This is a genomic window from Variovorax sp. GW821-FHT09B01 (assembly GCF_059418345.1).
Window position 1 is genome coordinate 1 of record NZ_JBWKPQ010000018.1, and the last position, 15,984, is coordinate 15,984.

The 15,984-nt window shown below is 65.4% G+C and carries 18 protein-coding genes and 1 pseudogene; 9 read left to right on the plus strand and 10 right to left on the minus strand.

Translation table 11 applies throughout. The annotated features are described in order from the left end of the window. The coding region (gene tnpC / locus AC07RV_RS33345) for an IS66 family transposase (RefSeq protein ID WP_492715149.1) at positions 1 to 675 on the plus strand (675 nt) is incomplete at its 5' end. Positions 676 to 716: 41 nt separating this feature from the next. On the opposite strand, the gene AC07RV_RS33350 is transcribed toward tnpC, so the two are convergent. The 4 genes and pseudogenes from AC07RV_RS33350 to AC07RV_RS33365 form a co-directional block, all read right to left on the minus strand. Next, a complete protein-coding gene (locus AC07RV_RS33350) occupies positions 717 to 1,229 on the minus strand; it encodes a hypothetical protein (RefSeq protein ID WP_296779176.1) in 513 nt (170 codons plus the stop codon). A gap of 332 nt (positions 1,230 to 1,561) precedes the next feature. Next, a complete protein-coding gene (locus tag AC07RV_RS33355) occupies positions 1,562 to 1,780 on the minus strand; it encodes a hypothetical protein (RefSeq protein ID WP_296779178.1) in 219 nt (72 codons plus the stop codon). A gap of 801 nt (positions 1,781 to 2,581) precedes the next feature. Then, a pseudogene (budC, locus tag AC07RV_RS33360) lies at positions 2,582 to 3,325 on the minus strand (meso-2,3-butanediol dehydrogenase). A gap of 56 nt (positions 3,326 to 3,381) precedes the next feature. After that, positions 3,382 to 3,867 carry a DUF421 domain-containing protein gene (locus AC07RV_RS33365; protein WP_208512602.1) on the minus strand — a complete coding sequence of 162 codons (486 nt, stop codon included), beginning with the start codon at positions 3,865 to 3,867 and terminating at the stop codon, positions 3,382 to 3,384. A gap of 225 nt (positions 3,868 to 4,092) precedes the next feature. Here AC07RV_RS33365 and AC07RV_RS33370 point away from each other — a divergent pair, with 225 nt between their 5' ends. Together AC07RV_RS33370 and AC07RV_RS33375 are read left to right on the plus strand one after the other, a co-directional pair. Then, a complete protein-coding gene (locus AC07RV_RS33370) occupies positions 4,093 to 4,698 on the plus strand; it encodes a cysteine hydrolase family protein (protein ID WP_296779183.1) in 606 nt (201 codons plus the stop codon). A 539-nt stretch (positions 4,699 to 5,237) separates the two neighbouring features. Next, positions 5,238 to 5,510: a hypothetical protein gene (locus AC07RV_RS33375; RefSeq protein ID WP_296779185.1), complete on the plus strand. Its 273-nt coding sequence runs from the start codon at positions 5,238 to 5,240 to the stop codon at positions 5,508 to 5,510. Positions 5,511 to 5,599: 89 nt separating this feature from the next. Here the strand turns inward: AC07RV_RS33375 and ctaD are convergent, their stop codons facing one another. The 3 genes from ctaD to AC07RV_RS33390 are packed head-to-tail and all read right to left on the minus strand — an operon-like array spanning position 5,600 to position 9,545. After that, a complete protein-coding gene (gene ctaD, locus AC07RV_RS33380) occupies positions 5,600 to 8,125 on the minus strand; it encodes a cytochrome c oxidase subunit I (RefSeq protein WP_296779188.1) in 2,526 nt (841 codons plus the stop codon). A gap of 8 nt (positions 8,126 to 8,133) precedes the next feature. Beyond that, a complete protein-coding gene (gene coxB / locus AC07RV_RS33385; RefSeq protein ID WP_296779190.1) occupies positions 8,134 to 9,102 on the minus strand; it encodes a cytochrome c oxidase subunit II in 969 nt (322 codons plus the stop codon). Beyond that, a complete protein-coding gene (locus AC07RV_RS33390; protein ID WP_296779192.1) occupies positions 9,099 to 9,545 on the minus strand; it encodes a c-type cytochrome in 447 nt (148 codons plus the stop codon). The genes coxB and AC07RV_RS33390 overlap by 4 nt, the downstream gene beginning before the upstream one ends. A gap of 74 nt (positions 9,546 to 9,619) precedes the next feature. Here AC07RV_RS33390 and AC07RV_RS33395 point away from each other — a divergent pair, with 74 nt between their 5' ends. From AC07RV_RS33395 to rbp, 4 genes are all read left to right on the plus strand, one after another. Beyond that, positions 9,620 to 10,495: a c-type cytochrome gene (locus tag AC07RV_RS33395; protein WP_296779194.1), complete on the plus strand. Its 876-nt coding sequence runs from the start codon at positions 9,620 to 9,622 to the stop codon at positions 10,493 to 10,495. Positions 10,496 to 10,681: 186 nt separating this feature from the next. Further along, positions 10,682 to 10,909, plus strand: a complete 228-nt coding sequence (locus AC07RV_RS33400; RefSeq protein WP_366929001.1) for an ATP-binding protein — start codon at positions 10,682 to 10,684, stop codon at positions 10,907 to 10,909. Between the two features lie 920 nt (positions 10,910 to 11,829). Further along, a complete protein-coding gene (locus tag AC07RV_RS33405) occupies positions 11,830 to 12,039 on the plus strand; it encodes a hypothetical protein (protein WP_296779598.1) in 210 nt (69 codons plus the stop codon). A gap of 283 nt (positions 12,040 to 12,322) precedes the next feature. Continuing rightward, positions 12,323 to 12,673, plus strand: coding sequence for an RNA-binding regulator (gene rbp / locus AC07RV_RS33410; RefSeq protein ID WP_296779195.1), 351 nt, complete (start codon positions 12,323 to 12,325; stop codon positions 12,671 to 12,673). A gap of 773 nt (positions 12,674 to 13,446) precedes the next feature. Here rbp and AC07RV_RS33415 read toward each other — a convergent pair. Beyond that, the gene (locus AC07RV_RS33415; protein WP_296779197.1) at positions 13,447 to 13,569 is read right to left on the minus strand and encodes a DUF3606 domain-containing protein; all 123 of its coding nucleotides are present in this window, start codon (positions 13,567 to 13,569) and stop codon (positions 13,447 to 13,449) included. A 136-nt stretch (positions 13,570 to 13,705) separates the two neighbouring features. On the opposite strand from AC07RV_RS33415, the gene AC07RV_RS33420 reads away from it, so the two are divergent. Further along, a complete protein-coding gene (locus tag AC07RV_RS33420; RefSeq protein WP_296779199.1) occupies positions 13,706 to 14,446 on the plus strand; it encodes a Crp/Fnr family transcriptional regulator in 741 nt (246 codons plus the stop codon). 138 nt (positions 14,447 to 14,584) lie between these two features. Then, complete coding sequence (locus AC07RV_RS33425; RefSeq protein WP_296779202.1) at positions 14,585 to 15,268, plus strand: Crp/Fnr family transcriptional regulator; 684 nt, start codon at positions 14,585 to 14,587, stop codon at positions 15,266 to 15,268. Between the two features lie 12 nt (positions 15,269 to 15,280). On the opposite strand, the gene AC07RV_RS33430 is transcribed toward AC07RV_RS33425, so the two are convergent. Then, entirely contained in the window at positions 15,281 to 15,535 is a 255-nt protein-coding gene (locus tag AC07RV_RS33430; RefSeq protein WP_296779204.1) for a DUF1488 family protein, read from the minus strand. Positions 15,536 to 15,658: 123 nt separating this feature from the next. Further along, a complete protein-coding gene (locus AC07RV_RS33435) occupies positions 15,659 to 15,982 on the minus strand; it encodes a hypothetical protein (protein ID WP_296779206.1) in 324 nt (107 codons plus the stop codon). Positions 15,983 to 15,984 lie beyond the last annotated feature (2 nt).

The following is a 15,984-nucleotide window of genomic DNA, read 5'->3' on the forward strand; positions in this document are numbered from 1 at the left end:
TACGACTTCGCCGACAGCCGGGCTGGCCAGCATGCGCAGAACTTCCTGGGCGGCTGGCGCGGCGCGCTGGTCTGTGATGACTACTCCGGCTACAAGGCCCTGCTGGCCAAGGGCGTTGTCGAAGCTGGCTGCCTGGCCCATGCGCGGCGCAAGTTCGTCGAGCTGCACACAGCCAACAAGAGCCAGATCGCCGAGGCCGGAATCCAGTACTTCACTCGGCTCTACGAGATCGAGCGTGAGGTGAAACACTTGGACCCCGATGAGCGGCGTCGGATACGCCAAGCGCGGGGTCGACCGATCGCCGAGGCGCTGCATGCCTGGATGATCGCGCAGCGGCTCAAGGTTCCAGAAGGTTCAGGGACAGCCAAAGCACTGAACTACAGCCTGAAGCGCTGGGCCGCGCTGACGCGCTACCTGGACGACGGCAACTTGCCTGCAGACAACAACTGGGTGGAGAACCAGATCCGGCCGATCGCCGTAGGCCGCAACAACTGGCTGTTCGCCGGAAGCCTTCGTGCCGGGCAGCGGTCCGCCGCCATCATGAGCCTCATCCAGACCGCCAAACTCAACGGCCACGACCCCTACGCCTACCTCAAGGACGTCATGACGCGATTGCCAACGCATCGGGCGCGCGACATAGCGGAACTCCTGCCACATCGCTGGGACGCGGCTTAGTCACGGCAAGGCGTAGTTGTGGTGACGGAGGCAACTCTCCGTCATGTTTGGGTTCGGAAGATCGTCCAGTCGTGAACGCAGTAACCGACGACCGGTGTAGAGGCGTGCTGTGACACGTCGGCCTCCACAGCGACTATCGCGATTCCTGGGATGTACTCGCCCTCGCCATCGAGGCGGTAATACATCTCGTCTCCGCCGTCGAAGTCGAGCTCCATAGTCGGTGACAGCAGCGACAGCATGTCACCGACCCGCACTCCTTCGTAGGCGCCAAGATAGCCCTCGAAGACGTAAATGCACCTGAGCACCCCACCGGGAGAGAACACTAGCCGGACGACGTCTGAACCAAAGAATATGGCGGTTTCCCCAGGGTCGCCAAAGTTCCGAAGAACAAGAGCTCCCTTGTTCTCTGCCAGCGCGGCCACGAGGTGAAAGCCCGGTACATGGTCCTTCCTGCTTGCACCATGCAGCAAGGATTCAACACTTGACAGCGATTGCCCAATCTCGAATCCCGCGGCAGATGTTCCGGGTACAAGTGGGGCGTGGAGATCAAGCATTTGCACGTATCAGACCGTTTGAGAGCGACCATTGTGCGACCGCTACCCACCCACGGCAGAAGACGTCAACATGACTTCTCGGGACGCTTACGTCACGGTGTCAGCCATGGAAGCGGACCGCTCGGGTGCTGGCAGGATCGACGGTCCATGGACTGGAGCGTGATCGGCGAGCACCGCATCCAACTGCGCCTGCAGATCCTCGGATACCTCTGGTGTGAGTTCGGCCGGCGGGTGCGGGTCGAAGCTGGAATGAGTCGCTTGGAGGAGGCCCCTCATCTGCGAGGTATCGGCTCTCGCTCACAGGTCAGGTAGAGCTTGAGGGGCCCTTCGACTCAATGCGAACGCTGCTTCTTTCCGTGGAAGCTGCGATGCGCGGTTCGCGCCGCATAGGCTGCCTTCGCTTGATCTACCGCAACTTGCGAAAGCAACTGGACCTTGCCGCAGTTATCGCACAGGTAGGCGCGCATCCACCAGAACACCTTCATCCATCTGCGCCGCTCGATGCGGCCGAGGTGGTCGACGCTGCACGTGCAAGGGGTGAAAACGGTCATGGGAGGACTGCGTGTAGTGGTTAACCCCACTGATTCTGGTGGGTTTCCGTGACGTTTGTCTCCACTTCGTTAAAACCTAGTCCTACAGTCTGTTTCGAAACCCCGAAGTCACATTGTGAGCTTCGGGTCTTATGGGCTGTGCGACTCGGAGGAAATCGTTCCGATGGATCTGCTTCGTCGGATCGAACGCGCCACTCGACGAGAGGCTGTTCTGCCTCAGTGCCCGGTCGGATATACGAAATCAAGTTCGATGGGTACCGGCTGCTGGGAAAGGTTGATGGCCACGCGCCTTCGCACGGATGCGACGAAGCGGTTTCGGTAGGTCGTAGCCAAGTTGGCAAGCTGCTCGGCAAGCATGAATCTTGAAAGGGACGTCTGTGCGCTGGACAAGCGAAGCAGGAACGACTTCGACTGCCCAAAGGATTGGGCGACGCGCGGGCGTTGAGACGCCCGCTTTGAACTGATCGTATTCGGTGCATTCGACCTTCTGGTCGAACGTCGGATCGGCAGCGCCGGCAGCCACTGGTTGAGCGCAAGATGGCGCTCGCAGCACTTCTCAAGAAGGCCCCCGAGTACTCTACGTTGGGCATTTTCCAGCCCACCCAGGCCAGCTGGTCCTCCCAAAGGCGGTAATTCTCTGGACGTTAGAGGGCCTCATGGCGAGCTCGAGTCCAGCATCCACCAGCCTAGCATGTGGTTGCAAGCTTGGGGAAGTTGAAACGCCAGGGCGCTTTGCGCGTGGAACGGTTTAATCGCTGAAATTGCGCTCTTGACCGGAGATCCACCTAAAGGCATCTTTCTTCAGGGCTTCGGCGAGCTGAAGCCGGGTCCTGTAGACGCCAGAGGAATTGATGGTGGACTTGACGTGATCGCCTCGCAGAATCTCTGCTCGAATCTCGCCATCAGCTTGCGGTCGCCCTTCATGTCCTCGGTCATCGGCGTGAAGGTCAGGCTCGGGCAGACGGCGTTGAAGCGCACGCCGTCCTTGCCGTGGTCCAGCGCGAGGGCCTTGGTGAAGTTGACGATCGCGCCCTTCGAGGCGTTGTAGAACCCGAGCGCTCAATCGCCGCCGAGCCCCGAGATCGAGCCGGTGTTGACGATGCAGCCGCGGCTCGCGATCAGGTGCGGCATCGCCGCGCGGCAGCCATGGAACACGCCGCCGATGTTCGTCGCCATGGTCCTGCCCCAGCCACCCAGTGGCGCCTCGGTCACGCTGCCCTCGACCGCAATGCCTGCGTTGTTGAACAGCACGTGCAGCGCGCCGAAGCGCTTGATTGTGGCGGCCACCAGAGCTTGCACCTGCTTGTACTTCGAGACGTCGGCGACCTTGACCAGCGTGCGCTCGGGCGGCAGGTCGGCAGCGACGCGCTCGAGCTTGGCCTTGGTGCCGCCGGCGAGCACGACGCTGGCGCCCTCCTGCGAGAAACGGCGGGCAGTGGCTTCGCCGATACCGGAACCGGCGCCCGTGACGATGACAACGCGATCGGTGAAACGTTGCATGCTGCTGCTCCTAGATGTTGAGGTGCAGGAGCTTGTGGCGGGCATAAGGCTAGGATGTCGGCCTACGGCGATTGCGCTGTCGGACGCTTGCCTGTCGGTTCTCAGTCCCGATATCTGCGTACGCTGAGTTCGCCGTCACTTTCTAACCGCGCAATGCGTACCTCAGACAGATCCGAGATCCCTTTTTCGCGCAGCTTGGACAGCAACTCCTCCACGGTGATCAATTCGCGGCGCAGCGTGCGCTGAAGGATCCTGCCGTGTTTGACCAGTGGCTCGGCCGGGGGTTCTAGAAGCCGAGAAACCGTCGGGGAATGGTAGCTGGCCCAGTCCAATGCGTAGTTCCATGCGATCAGCGTCGAGATGAGTACGAGCCCATCCCCAATCGTCTTGTAATCACCCTGCATGGCGTTGCTAGACGCGTCGGCGATCAAGACGACAAATAGTAGGTCCGCCACGCCCAGTGATCCAACTCCCCGTCGCAGCAAGAAGCGGAAAACGATCAAAAGAAACCAGTAAACAGCCGTTCCTCGCAACACCATTTCCGAGAGAGGTGTCTCGATTCGCAGCAGATCCAGAAGTGATTGCATGAGTTCAGCCAAGCGGACACAGCACTCTGATGGTCCGAACGACGGTGCGTTGTCCCGCCGCCGTCTTGTGTAGGCCGGCGTGACGGCAGTGAGCCGGAAGATGGAACTTCCATCGTGCCGGGGCACCGGTGTCAGACGAGGCCGCAAATGACGCCACGTCGCATTCTCGGGAGTTCCTTCACGATGAAGAATAGCGAGGCGTCCATCAAGCAATGAGTTCGCTCCATGCCTTCACGAACCTCGGGCCTTCTCGCATCCGAAAGCGCGGCAGGCCATACCGCGTTGTTGATCATCGACATGATCAACTGCTGGGACTTTCCCGACGCTGACAAGCTGCTTCCTGGCGCTGCATCGATCGCGCCACGCATCGCGGCACTGAAGGCTCGCTGTCGTCGCGACGGTGTGCCGGTGATCTATGCGAACGACAACCGCGGCCGCTGGCGATCTGATTTTCCGGCACTGGTGGAGGAGGCGCTGCGCCAGGGCGGCCTTGGCTCAAAGATCGCTGCCGCTCTGAAGCCCGAGGCGGACGACTACTTTGTGCTGAAGCCCAAGCAGTCAGCATTCTTTGGCACTCCGCTGGAATTGCTGCTGCAGCATTTGAAGGCGCACCGTCTGATCCTGACGGGCGTCGCGAGCGATCAGTGCGTGCTCGTCACTGCGACCGAGGCTGGCATGCGCGATCTCGCAGTGGTGGTCCCCCGCGACTGCGTGGCGTCCCAATCGAGGATGCGAAACATGCTGGTGCTCCGCCAACTTGAAGAGTTTCAGAAGTTACCAACCACACCCAGCACGCGGCTGCGCTTGATCTCTGGTCCGCGCCGCGCTTGACGACACAGGCGCGACTGAGGCGGCCTGCACTACGGTCGCATGAAATGGCGATTTTCAGGAGGCAGCGAGGCTGCCCGTCACATTGCAGCGCTGCCATCCGGCGATCGTTGTTCGCTGCGCGTGCCAGGATTAGTCCATGCTGCGGCGTCGCCACCTTGCCGTCACCGTCGTTCAACCTGCTGCGGGCGCTTTCGGCCGGAGACTGGTGGAGTTCCTGTCAGGGGCCAGTGGAGCCCAATGAACGGACAACTCCATCCGGAAAAGGACTGCAGTGCTGCCATGGCGGCCGGCTTGCTCCGTTTGTAAGGAATGGTCGAAGAATCGAACGTCGGGCCGCGCGAGGACGAGATGGTTGTGCCTGCCGCAAAGAGGACATCGGCATGTTCGGATTCGGCTTCGGTTTAGCGAAGTAGCAGGGGGGCCAAGGCGCCGCGGCCCTCTAGAGTGCCTGCATCGGTACGCGCCGCCGTCCGACAGGCCGGTCCTGCGCGAGATCGCAACTTTGGCGCGTTCCCGTTATCGTTAAAAAGGAAGTGGCCATGAGACTCGAACAAGCCAGAAACGATGAGCGCGACAACCGGCGGATCTTTCGCTGGGGCGTTGGCGCGGTGATCGTGGTGGTACTGCTGGTGGTGGCCTACAACGTCATGTCGCACCGCCGCAATGACGCCCCACCAACGGGCGCACAGGGCATGACCCAGCCTGCGCCGCAATCGGCGCCGACGAGTCCGAGTGGCGGCGGTGCGGCGGGTGTCGGTGGCGTGACCGGCAATGGCGGTGGCGGCGGGCAGGGACAGACCAGTACGCAATGAATCCCGCCCTATCCCGGCCGACGCCTGCCTCCGGACCCTGTGTGAGACCATCACTCCAGACGATTGGGTAGAGCCGCATCGTGCTGGGATCACGCCGCGAGCAGCGGCATCCACTGCATCGCCGCCGCGCCGATCGCGGTCTGCGCGCTCACGCAATGCCACAGCGGCTGCGTGTTGTCGATCGTCGCGCGCGCATCGGTGCGCAGCCGTCCGCGCCACGAGCGCGCGAGCACATAGCCCCCCATCAGCAGCAGCACCGCGAGGTGGAAGCCCTGGTAGCCCAGCAGCATCGCCACGCTCGCGCTCCAGGCCTGCGCGCGCGGATCGAGGCCGGCGCCCGCATGGCTCCAGAGGTCGACCCCGTAGCCCGCGGCCGCGCAGGCCATCGCGAGCGCGACCAGCCAGCGCAGGCCGCGCTGCCGCGCCGCGTCGTCGTGGCGCAGGCCGCGCGCCGCGAAGGCCAGTGCAAGCGAGCCCGCGAGCATCAGCAGCACGGCCGCGGCGGGCCAGCGCAGTGCCGGCAGCGCGGCACCGGGTGGCGGGCAGACCTCGGCCGCCATCGACACATGCACGTGCGCCCACAACAGCGAGGCGAAGATGCTCATGTCGACCGCGACCAGCACCACCATGCCCCACCATGAATGCGAGGCCCGGCCGATCGCGCCGACCGGCAGCCGTCGGCCATGCCCCACGTCGGCCGTGGACACGGGCGGCGGGCTGTCCGATCCCCAGAGCCAGAACACGATGGCGGCCACCGCGAGCACGCCGCACAGCCCGGCGAGCAGCACCTGCTCGACCGTCAGCAGCAGGAAGAAGCCGGCCGTGCCCGCGGCCGCCACCAGCGGCGACCAGCCGTCGGTGGGCAGGCGCAGCAGGTGCAGCGGCCGTGCGTCGCGCGGGCTCGTGACCAGCGTCTCGCGGCCGCCGAAGACCGTGCCCGGCAGCCAGTGGCGGCCTTCCTCGACCTCGCGCGCCAGCGTGGGACGGCGCCACAGCGGATAGCGCGAGGCGATCTCGGGAATGCTGCGCACCGCGTACTCGCGCGCGGGCAGCCATTCGAGCGTGCCGGCGTTCCAGGGGTTGCCGTGTTCGCGCTCGGGCTTGCGCAGCGTGCGCGCCACGTCGACGACGAACAGCAGCACGCCCGCGGCGAACACGAAGGCGCCGATGGTCGACAGCAGGTTGAGCCCGTTCCAGCCGAGGTCGCCCGGGTAGGTGTAGACGCGCCGCGGCATGCCCATCAGCCCCGCGATGTGCATCGGGAAGAAGGCGAGGTTGAAGCCGCCGAACATCAGGCCGAAGACCCAGCGCCCGCAGCGTTCCGAGAGCCGGTGGCCGTTGAACAGCGGTGCCCAGTGATAGAGGCCCGCGAACACCGGGAACACCATGCCGCCGATCAGCACGTAGTGCAGGTGCGCGACGATGAAGTAGCTGTCGTGTGCCTGCCAGTCGAAGGGCAGCACCGCCACCATCACGCCGGTGAGCCCGCCCAGCACGAAGATGAAGTGGAAGCCCAGCAGGAACAGGGTGGGCGTGTCGAGCCGGATGCGGCCGCTCCAGAAGGTGGCGATCCACGAGAACACCTGCAGCCCGCTGGGCAGCGCCACCGCGAAGCTCGCGGCCGACACCAGCCGCAGCGACCAGGTGCCCAGGCCGGCCGTGAACATGTGGTGCACCCACAGCAGGAAGCTCAGGGCGCCCACGGCCATCAGCGCGATCACCACCGCGCGGTGGCCCACCAGCGGCGTGCCCGCGAGCGTGGCGGCCATCATCGAGACCAGGCCGGCGGCCGGCAGGAAGATGATGTAGACCTCGGGGTGGCCGAAGAACCAGAACAGGTGCTGCCACAGCACGGGATCGCCGCCGCGCGCGGCGATGAAGAAGGGCCAGTCGAAGGCGCGCTCCATCTCGAGCAGCAGCGTGGCCGCGATGACGGCCGGGAACGCGAACACGATCATCAGCGCGCTGACCAGCATCGCCCACGCGAAGATCGGCATGCGCGCGAGCGTCATGCCCGGCGCGCGCGTGAACAGGATGCCGATGATCAGCTCGATCGCGCCCGCGATCGCCGAGATCTCGATGAAGCCGATGCCTAGCAGCCACCAGTCCGCGCCGCGCCCCGGCGAGAACTCCTTGCCCGTGAGCGGCGGGTACATGAACCAGCCGCCGTCGGGCGCCTCGCCGAAGAAAAGCGTGCCGAAGAACACCAGGCCGCCGATCGCATAGGCCCAGAAGGCATAGGCCGACAGGCGCGGAAAGGGCAGGTCGCGCGCGCCCAGCATGCCCGGCAGCAGGTAGACCGCGATCGCCTCGACGATCGGCACCGCGAACAGGAACATCATCACCGTGCCGTGCATGGTGAAGAGCTGGTTGTAGGTCCTGGGGTCGACCAGGTCGTTGTCGGGCACGGCGAGCTGCGCGCGCATCACCAGCGCGAGCACGCCGGCGAGCACGAAGAACAGCATCGCGGTCGCGATGTAGAACACGCCGATCTGCGTGTTGTTGACGGCCGAGAGCCGGCGCCAGCCCGAGGGCGGGCGCCAGGCGCGCTCGAGGGCGTCGCGCCCGGCATCGGGTTGCGGCGCGTTGGCCGCCGGGTCCAGGGGGGTGTTCATGGCGGTGCTCATCGCAGCTGCGCGAGCCAGCGCGCGATCGATTGCAGCGTGGGCTCGTCGAGCCGTTCGTGCGAGGAGGGCATGCGCGCGCCGGGTTTGGCCTGCTGCGTGTGCGCGACCCAGGCCGCGAGCTGGTGGGGCGTGTTGGGCATGGTGCCGGCGCCGAGGTAGAGCCGGCTGCCGACGTGCGTGAGGTCGGGGCCGAGCCGGCTCTCCTCGCTCACGCCGCGCACCGTGTGGCAGGCGTTGCAGCGGTTCGCGAGGAAGGCGTCGCGCCCGCGCGCCAGATCGGGCGCGAGGGTGGCGCTCGCGGGCCGCGCCTGCGCCGCGAGCCAGGCATCGAAGGCCGCGGGTTCCTCGGCCACCACGTGCAGCGCCATGCGCGCATGCTGATCGCCGCAGTACTCGGCGCACTGGCCGCGCCAGGCGCCGGGCCGGTCGGCCTGCAGCAGCAGGTGCTGCACGCGGCCCGGCAGCATGTCCATCTTGCCGCCGAGCGCGGGCACCCAGAAGCTGTGGATCACGTCGGCGCTCGTGAGGCCGAAGTACACCGGCCGGCCCGCGGGAATGCGCACCTCGTTCGCGGTGCGGATCTCGGCGCCGCTGGCCGGGTCGCGGTAGCGCACCTCCCACCACCACATGTGGCCTGTGATGCCGATCACCAGCGCATCGGCCGGCGGCACCGGGCGCCACGCGGGGCGATGGCGCTCGCCATAGAAGAACAATGCGACCAGCACCACGGCCGGAAACGCGAGGCCGCCGCCATAGAGCCACCAGCGGGCCTGCGCGCGCGGCATCGCGCGCGGCGTGTTCCGGTGCGCGCGCCGCACCGCGAGCGCGAGCAGCGCCATCACGAGCACGAAGATCGCGGCGGCGCCGCCGATCAGCACCCAGCTGACCTCGAGCAGCATGTCGGCCATCGGTCCCGCGGCATCGAAGGCCGAAGGCGAGGGTGGCGTGGCGGCGGGCCGGCTCATTCGAGCGCCAGCAGGTAGGCCGCCATGTCGCGCGCGTCGCGCGGCGACACGCCCATCGACGGCATCGCGGTGCCGGGCACCAGCGCGGCCGGTGCCTCGATCCAGCGCGCGAGCGTCTCGGGCCGGTTCGGCAGGTGGCCCGCGATATAGCTGCGGCGGCCGAAGGCATCGAGCGGCGGCGCGAGGCTGGCGCGCGCCGCCGGCACCTTCGGGATCGCATGGCAGCTGCCGCACTGGTATTGCGCGAGCAGTTCGCGCCCACGCGCCAGTTGCGCCGCGGGCGCATCGCCGTACGGAAGCGGCGCGGGCCCGAACGCGGGCAGGCCGCGAGCCGAGAGTTCGCAGCCGCCCGCGAGCCCGATGGCCGCCACCGAAAGCGCGGCCAACGCGGCGCGGCCGTGGCGTGCGCGAAGCGGCGGGCGAGCGTGCGGCGCGAGGGGCATGGCCGATTCTTGCGGTGTCGGACGCGGTTTGCGCCGACAGGGCGGCCCGCACCCGCGTCGGACAATGCCGCCACATGAATGCGCCCAAGACCGTCGCGCTGACCCTGGCCGCGCTGGCCGGCGGCGCCGCCATCGGCGCGGCGGTGATGGTGTGGGGCGGCGTCTACGACGTGGCCTCGAACGTGCAGCACACCCAGCCCGTGTATTCGCTGCTCGAGACCGCGATGCGCCAGTCGGTGCGCTGGCGCGCGCGCGGCATCGAGGCGCCGCCGCTGGGCGACGCGCGGCAGCTCGCGCAGGGCGCCGCCTGCTATCGCGCGCGCTGCGTGCAGTGCCACGGCGCGCCGGGCGTGGCGCAGGACGACATCGGCAAGAGCATGCAGCCGCTGCCCGGCCCGCTGGTCGATGCGCGCCAGCGCTGGAGTGCGCGCGAGCTCTACTGGCTCACGCGCAACGGCATCAAGATGAGCGGCATGCCGGCGTGGGAATACCGGCTCTCGGACCAGGAGTTGTGGGCCGTGGTGGCCTTCGTCGAGCGGCTGCCCGACATGACGCCGCAGGCCTATGCGCAGGCCACGGCCTTCGAGCCCGTGCCCGGCACGCCGCGCACCGGGGCGACTGGCGCCGCGATCGGCTGCAACGCGCTGGCCGCGCAGCCCGCCACGCGGCCCGGCGATGCATTGCGCGGCCGCACCGCGCTGACGCAGTACGCCTGCAACGCCTGCCATGCGATCCCCGGCGTGACCAGCTCGCATCCCAACGTCGGCACGCCGCTGGCCGGCATCGGCGGGCGCGGCCTGATCGCGGGCCGGCTCGCCAACACGCCCGAGAACATGGTGCGATGGCTGCGTCACACGCGCGAAGTCGATCCGCTCACGGCCATGCCCGAGATGGGCGTGACCGAGCAGGACGCGCGCGACATCGCGGCCTACCTGGGTACATTGAAGTGAGTCTGCTACGCCAACGAATTCTGACGTCGGGGAATGTGTCGGAATCCGGGCCTGAGTAGCGCGCTCCGCAAGGTGTCTTAGCGGCTAAGGCAGGAATTCCCTCTCGCCTCGGTTGTCGCGAGGTCGCTTGGCAGGCTGACTATGCTCGGACTTGCGAGCCTTTGGTCCGGCCGCTTCCAACCCCATATGGTTCGGATCGGCCCTCCGATCCCTGCCGAGTCTTTGCCACGGCTCTTCCAATCCATGGTTCTTGGCAACCTTAGTGGCGCCGCGCGCAGTGTCGGCCCCGGTCTCTACATCGTGAGCAAAATTGCAGAGGCTCACGGCGGACGTGTCACCGTAACGTCGGACAGCGAAGCAAGGAAGGCGTTCACTTTAATCTTTCCCATAGAGGGACTTGGTCATTGCACCTGAACGGCACAGGATACCCTGCCAGGGTGACGCCTGATGGACGGAGAAGAACGTCGCGCATGCACTCTTTACTCCAAAAGACCCGGCTTGGCATTAATGTCACTCGACCCAGTTCGAGCAGGACTGGCTTGCCAATCAGCCAAGGCAAGCCAACTCATGAACTCGGCGATGGGGTACGGATTCCAAGGGCAAGGTCACTCGAGTGAAGTCTCTGCTCCTCAACACGGGTCCCGAAAGGGATGGGCATCATGACCAAACCGGAAGAGGCATCGGCTTCAGCAGACAATTTTCTTAGAACGGAAATGGCGCTGACTGTAGCTTTAAAGGCAATTATTAAGACCCAACCCCAGCCCGCTCTGTTGGCGCAAGAGTTGGAGCAGCAGCGGCAGTTTTCACAGGCACATTTGAGGCAACCCCCGTTTCAGATAAGGCCTTGGTGGGCTTTGAGCTCACCTGGGCCCTGATCCTTCATCAGGACCCGGCTCAGGAGGTAAGGCTCGTCACGACGGCCTGAACTTAGGGATGTTCTGAGAGCGCGCTAACCACGAGGCCGGCGGCATGTCTCTGTTGGGTGCCCGGCACAGGAGTCGGACTCCCCTGCGCATGTAGTCGTTGTGTTTAGAACAAGAAGTTGTAGATGTCCTACGAAGCGGCCCGAGAGCACGAGCTTCAGTTTCAGTTTGAATAATCATCGACCTTTTAATGCGATAAGGTGATATAATATTCCCCATGGCCACGGCAGCTTGCGCTGACTCGTCATTTCAAAGGTTGTATCGGGGCGGCGACATCCCGTAACTGCCAAGGTTGCGACCTTCGTCGCCCGGTTGGTCTGTTGAGCTGCAGCCAGCATCCCCCGATGCTCAGCGCAGGTGTCTTCTTACCTGCGATCACGATTGAAATAGATTCCTTCTCTCGCCATTTCCATTGGTAGGCTCGTCGTCTCGCCCGCGACACACACCAACGACTGCGGCCGCTTTCGCGCTTCTTTCTCGATCCATCGTTTCAAAGGAAACGGTAACTCGCACCGGGTGTTCCACTTTGATAAGGCTTTCGCTTCGCGCGAAGCTGCCCAAATTTTTGCGGTCACACAAGGCTGGCTGCGCGCGTGCATACAACCTGTTCTTGCGTGTTGATGGTCTGCTGTCGCAGATTGCCTTCGCGTTTGCCAGTTAGGCGTCTACTCGGCAGAAGCCGTGTCGGCTGCAGCGCGCGAGACAACGGTCCGTCGCGGCAGCCTCGCCTGCGCCGAGAACGAAGCGACGTGCTTGTCGGTGTCGCCACGCTTTTCTCGTCTTTCGCGCGTTTCGCGTCGATGACTTTTGCCGGGCAGGCTCGTAGCGCGATCGCGCCATCCACACGCTTTTGTTCCACCGGTGCGCCATTCGGTGCGTACCTTTATCCAGAAAGGCTTATTCAATGAGCAAAAAAATCTTCGTAGGCAACCTGCCTTTTTCCGTCACCAATTCCAGCCTTGAAAGCAACTTTGCTGAATTTGGCAGCGTCTTGTCGGCCAAGGTAATGATGGACCGTGAGACCGGCCGTTCCAAGGGCTTTGGCTTTGTGGAAATGACGTCGGCGGAATTCGCCCAGGCCGCCATCACTGGCTTGAACGGTATGTCCGTTGATGGACGCTCCATTGTCGTGAGCCTGGCGCGCCCGCGCGAAGCGGGTAATGGCGCGGGTAGTTACAGTGCGGCAGGCAACAGCGCGAGCAACCGGGCCGACATTGGGTACGGCAATGGCGGCTTCGGTGGCGGTCGTTACTGAGCACAGGACATCTCCCTGAAAAAGACCGGCTCTGATAGCCGGTTTTTTTGTGCCTAGATACCTTATGAAGACCATCGAGCGGAACGCGATTCTCTGAGTCGATCTTCGTTTTCGATGCTTCGCTTGATAGGGCCCCGCCGTGAACGTGCGCGACGATTTCTGGATGAGCGTCGACAGTGAAGCGCCATTGGAAACCGGGACTGGCTGTTTCTCCGTGGAGGTAGCGGCGAACGGGTTGGTTTGACTGACAGGGACAGGGTGGGGTGCACGGCGGCACCCTAGTAGCCTTCTTCATGACGATCGAGATGAGCGTGGCGCTGCGGAATGCCGGCAGTACCCAAATCGAGACGAGTATGGGTACGACGCCGAAAATGCAAATCCGCACCGGCGCACTGCCGGCCAACTATGCGCGACTGACACCGTTACGCTCCTCGCAGAATTTACCCCGGCGTCCGGTCGGGCGAGCCAGGCCGCCGGTGTCCCAATGTTCAGCGACGGGCGAGAGCGTGGGCGGGGTAGCGCGCAAATTTTGCTACTTCGACGACCCTTGACGGTGGGTTGTATGGTCACGCTCGGCGAGCCGCGGCACGGGAGTACGGCAACTCGGAGCTCGGCCGTGCCCACGACGTCGATCTTTAGCCGCACCGATCGCATCAGTGGCTTGATGATCGCGCATGAAGGCGAGCGATGCCTCGATTTGCGAAAGTACTGAGGTCCATGGAGTTCCTCAGCCATGCGCAGAAAACCGCCTCGTCCGAGTTTTCTGAGAGCCCTTACCGCGTTGCACAACTGGTCTCAGTGCAACCTAGGCTCTCGGTCCAGGACTGCAGTGCATGGGGATTGTGCAAGGCAATGAGCCTGCGATCGAACGCCGTCTTCTTTGAATCGTCTGCCATAAGGATCGCTTGGAGGTTGTTCGGTCACCGCCTCAGCCATCGGCGAAGGGGGCAACGAGAACGCGGATTGGTGCGCTGCCGTACAGACACCGGCCATCCTGGCGCAGAATGATGCGAACTTTGGAAGCGCTCCGCCATGGCATCGTCGCCGCGTTCGTCTTCACTGGAGGCGGCTGTCCCCCGCAACGGCCTGCTCGAGGCCATTCCCGCCGAGGTCATGGCCCGGATGGAACCCTTTCTCGAACGCGTGCCGTTGCGGCTTGGAGAGGTGCTCTACGAATCCGGTGTCGTGCAGCAGCATGTCTTCTTCCCGATCGACTGCATCATCTCGCTGCTCTACGTGCTGGAGAACGGGCAGTCGGCCGAGATCGCCGTCGTCGGCCTCGAAGGCATGGTGGGCGTGTCGCTGCTGATGGGCGGCGGCAGCACGCCCAACCGCGCGGTGGTGCAGAGCGCGGGCCACGCCCTGCGGCTGGGCGCGAGCCACGTCCGGGCGCTGACGGAGCAGGGCGGTCCGCTGCTTCACCTGCTGCTGCGCTACACGCAGTCGCTGATCACGCAGATGTCGCAAACGGCGGTGTGCAACCGTCACCATTCGCTCGAGCAGCAACTGTGCCGCTGGCTGCTGCTGAGCCTCGACCGCCTGCCCGGCAACGAGCTGGTGATGACCCAGGAGCTGATCGCCAACATGCTCGGCGTGCGGCGCGAGGGCGTCACCGAAGCGGCCGGCAAGCTGCAGCGCCTGAAGCTGATCCGATACGCGCGGGGTCGCATCACGGTGCTCGACCGCCCGGGCCTCGAGCAGCAGGTGTGCGAGTGCTACGAGGTCGTGAAGCGCGAGACCGATCGCCTGTTGCCGCGCCACCTGGCGACCTGAGCGCGCGGACGCGCACCGTTCCCATGTACGCCTTCGCACAGACGCGGTGGCCCCCCTCGGACAGAATGCGCTCGCTCGCGCATTCCCGCGCGGCGCTTCGCTACAGGCGGCTCAGTGACATCAGACCCGACCCGCCCCGTGCTCAATCGCCTGCTCGAGGCGCTCCCGCCGAGCGACAGGGCGCACCTGCTCGAGCGCTGCGACAGCGTGCCGCTCGCGCCGGCCCAGGTCCTCTACGAGCCGGGCGACGTCATCGATCACATCCATTTCCCCACCAGTGCCTTCGTCTCGCTGGTGTCCACCGCCGACGGCCACGATGGCCTGCAGGCGGGCATGGTGGGCAACGAGGGCGCGCTGGGCTGGGAGCTGTCGCTGGGCGTGCAGCGCGCGCCGCTGCGTGCGCTGGTGCAGGGCCCGGGCATGGCGTGGCGCCTGACGGCGCATGCCTTCGCGAGGGAGCTGTCGCGCAGCCCGCCGCTCGCGCGCGTGCTGCATCGCTACGTGTGCGTGCTGCTGACCGAGTTCGGCCGCTCGGGCCTGTGCCACCGCTTCCATGCGATCGAGGAGCGGCTCGCGCGCTGGCTGCTGACCACGCAGGATTGCGCGCATTCCACGCAACTCGCGCTGACCCATGAAGTGCTGGGCCACATGCTGGGCGTGCGCAGGGTCGGCATCACCAATGCCGCCACCGCGCTGCATGCGCGGCACCTGATCGACTACCGGCGCGGCGTCATCACGATCACGAACCGCGCGGGCCTGGAGCAGGCCGCGTGCGATTGCTACCGGGCCAACCGGCGCAGCTATGCGGAACTGATCCCCTGAAGGCTCGCGCCGCTAGCCCGTGCTGCGCAGATCGTGCTCCCGCAGCATCACGGGCGGCGTCGATCCCTGCGCCAGCCGGCGCCGCACGGCGGCATCGATCTCCTCGGCATGCGATGCATAGGTCTCGAGCGGATCGGCGTTGTCCCCGGTGCGGAAGTGGTAGTGCAGGGTCGTCTTGCCGATGCTGGCGCCCACGGAGTGGCCGTCGACCGTCACGAAGAAGCGGACCGCGTTCGAGGCATCGTGGAAGAAAGGGGCGTCAGGCATCGCGCCGGCTCCCATGGGAAGCGGGCGCGACCCGCGCAATGTGAGAAGAGGACGGGACAGCTGTGTCATGGCGAGCCTTCGAGGTGACGGGGAACGAGCGCATCCGGGCCGCGCGCCGTGCCGTCACCGGACGAACCCCGAGGGGCCACAGGCCCGCTCTTTTTCGGCCGCGATCGCCGACAGCCCCGCCGCCGTGATCTGGTGCACGCGCACGGCATACATGTCCGGTATCCGCTTCTCGGACCGGAGCTGGCCCGTGATCTCGATCATTCCGGCCCCGACCAGTCGCTTGGCCGCGGCGATATCGGCCGACAGGGCCAGTGTTCGGGGCGGCATCATGCGGCCGAGGCGAACCAGCAGCTGGATGTCCATCTCGTCGCCTTTGGACAGCTTCTCTCGCGCCGGCGGCCGCGGCTGCGGCCACCCGTGGGTCTGGGTCGTCGACATGC

What these genes read in the sequence shown, in the direction of transcription:
- AC07RV_RS33350 (WP_296779176.1), bottom strand. Translation starts at nt 1,229, where the DNA reads ATGCTTGATCTCCACGCCCCACTTGTACCCGGAACATCTGCCGCGGGA.
- AC07RV_RS33355 (WP_296779178.1), bottom strand. Translation starts at nt 1,780, where the DNA reads ATGACCGTTTTCACCCCTTGCACGTGCAGCGTCGACCACCTCGGCCGC.
- AC07RV_RS33365 (WP_208512602.1), bottom strand. Translation starts at nt 3,867, where the DNA reads ATGCAATCACTTCTGGATCTGCTGCGAATCGAGACACCTCTCTCGGAA.
- AC07RV_RS33370 (WP_296779183.1), top strand. Translation starts at nt 4,093, where the DNA reads ATGCCTTCACGAACCTCGGGCCTTCTCGCATCCGAAAGCGCGGCAGGC.
- AC07RV_RS33375 (WP_296779185.1), top strand. Translation starts at nt 5,238, where the DNA reads ATGAGACTCGAACAAGCCAGAAACGATGAGCGCGACAACCGGCGGATC.
- ctaD (WP_296779188.1), bottom strand. Translation starts at nt 8,125, where the DNA reads ATGAACACCCCCCTGGACCCGGCGGCCAACGCGCCGCAACCCGATGCC.
- coxB (WP_296779190.1), bottom strand. Translation starts at nt 9,102, where the DNA reads ATGAGCCGGCCCGCCGCCACGCCACCCTCGCCTTCGGCCTTCGATGCC.
- AC07RV_RS33390 (WP_296779192.1), bottom strand. Translation starts at nt 9,545, where the DNA reads ATGCCCCTCGCGCCGCACGCTCGCCCGCCGCTTCGCGCACGCCACGGC.
- AC07RV_RS33395 (WP_296779194.1), top strand. Translation starts at nt 9,620, where the DNA reads ATGAATGCGCCCAAGACCGTCGCGCTGACCCTGGCCGCGCTGGCCGGC.
- AC07RV_RS33400 (WP_366929001.1), top strand. Translation starts at nt 10,682, where the DNA reads ATGGTTCGGATCGGCCCTCCGATCCCTGCCGAGTCTTTGCCACGGCTC.
- rbp (WP_296779195.1), top strand. Translation starts at nt 12,323, where the DNA reads ATGAGCAAAAAAATCTTCGTAGGCAACCTGCCTTTTTCCGTCACCAAT.
- AC07RV_RS33415 (WP_296779197.1), bottom strand. Translation starts at nt 13,569, where the DNA reads ATGGCAGACGATTCAAAGAAGACGGCGTTCGATCGCAGGCTCATTGCC.
- AC07RV_RS33420 (WP_296779199.1), top strand. Translation starts at nt 13,706, where the DNA reads ATGGCATCGTCGCCGCGTTCGTCTTCACTGGAGGCGGCTGTCCCCCGC.
- AC07RV_RS33430 (WP_296779204.1), bottom strand. Translation starts at nt 15,535, where the DNA reads ATGCCTGACGCCCCTTTCTTCCACGATGCCTCGAACGCGGTCCGCTTC.
- AC07RV_RS33435 (WP_296779206.1), bottom strand. Translation starts at nt 15,982, where the DNA reads ATGTCGACGACCCAGACCCACGGGTGGCCGCAGCCGCGGCCGCCGGCG.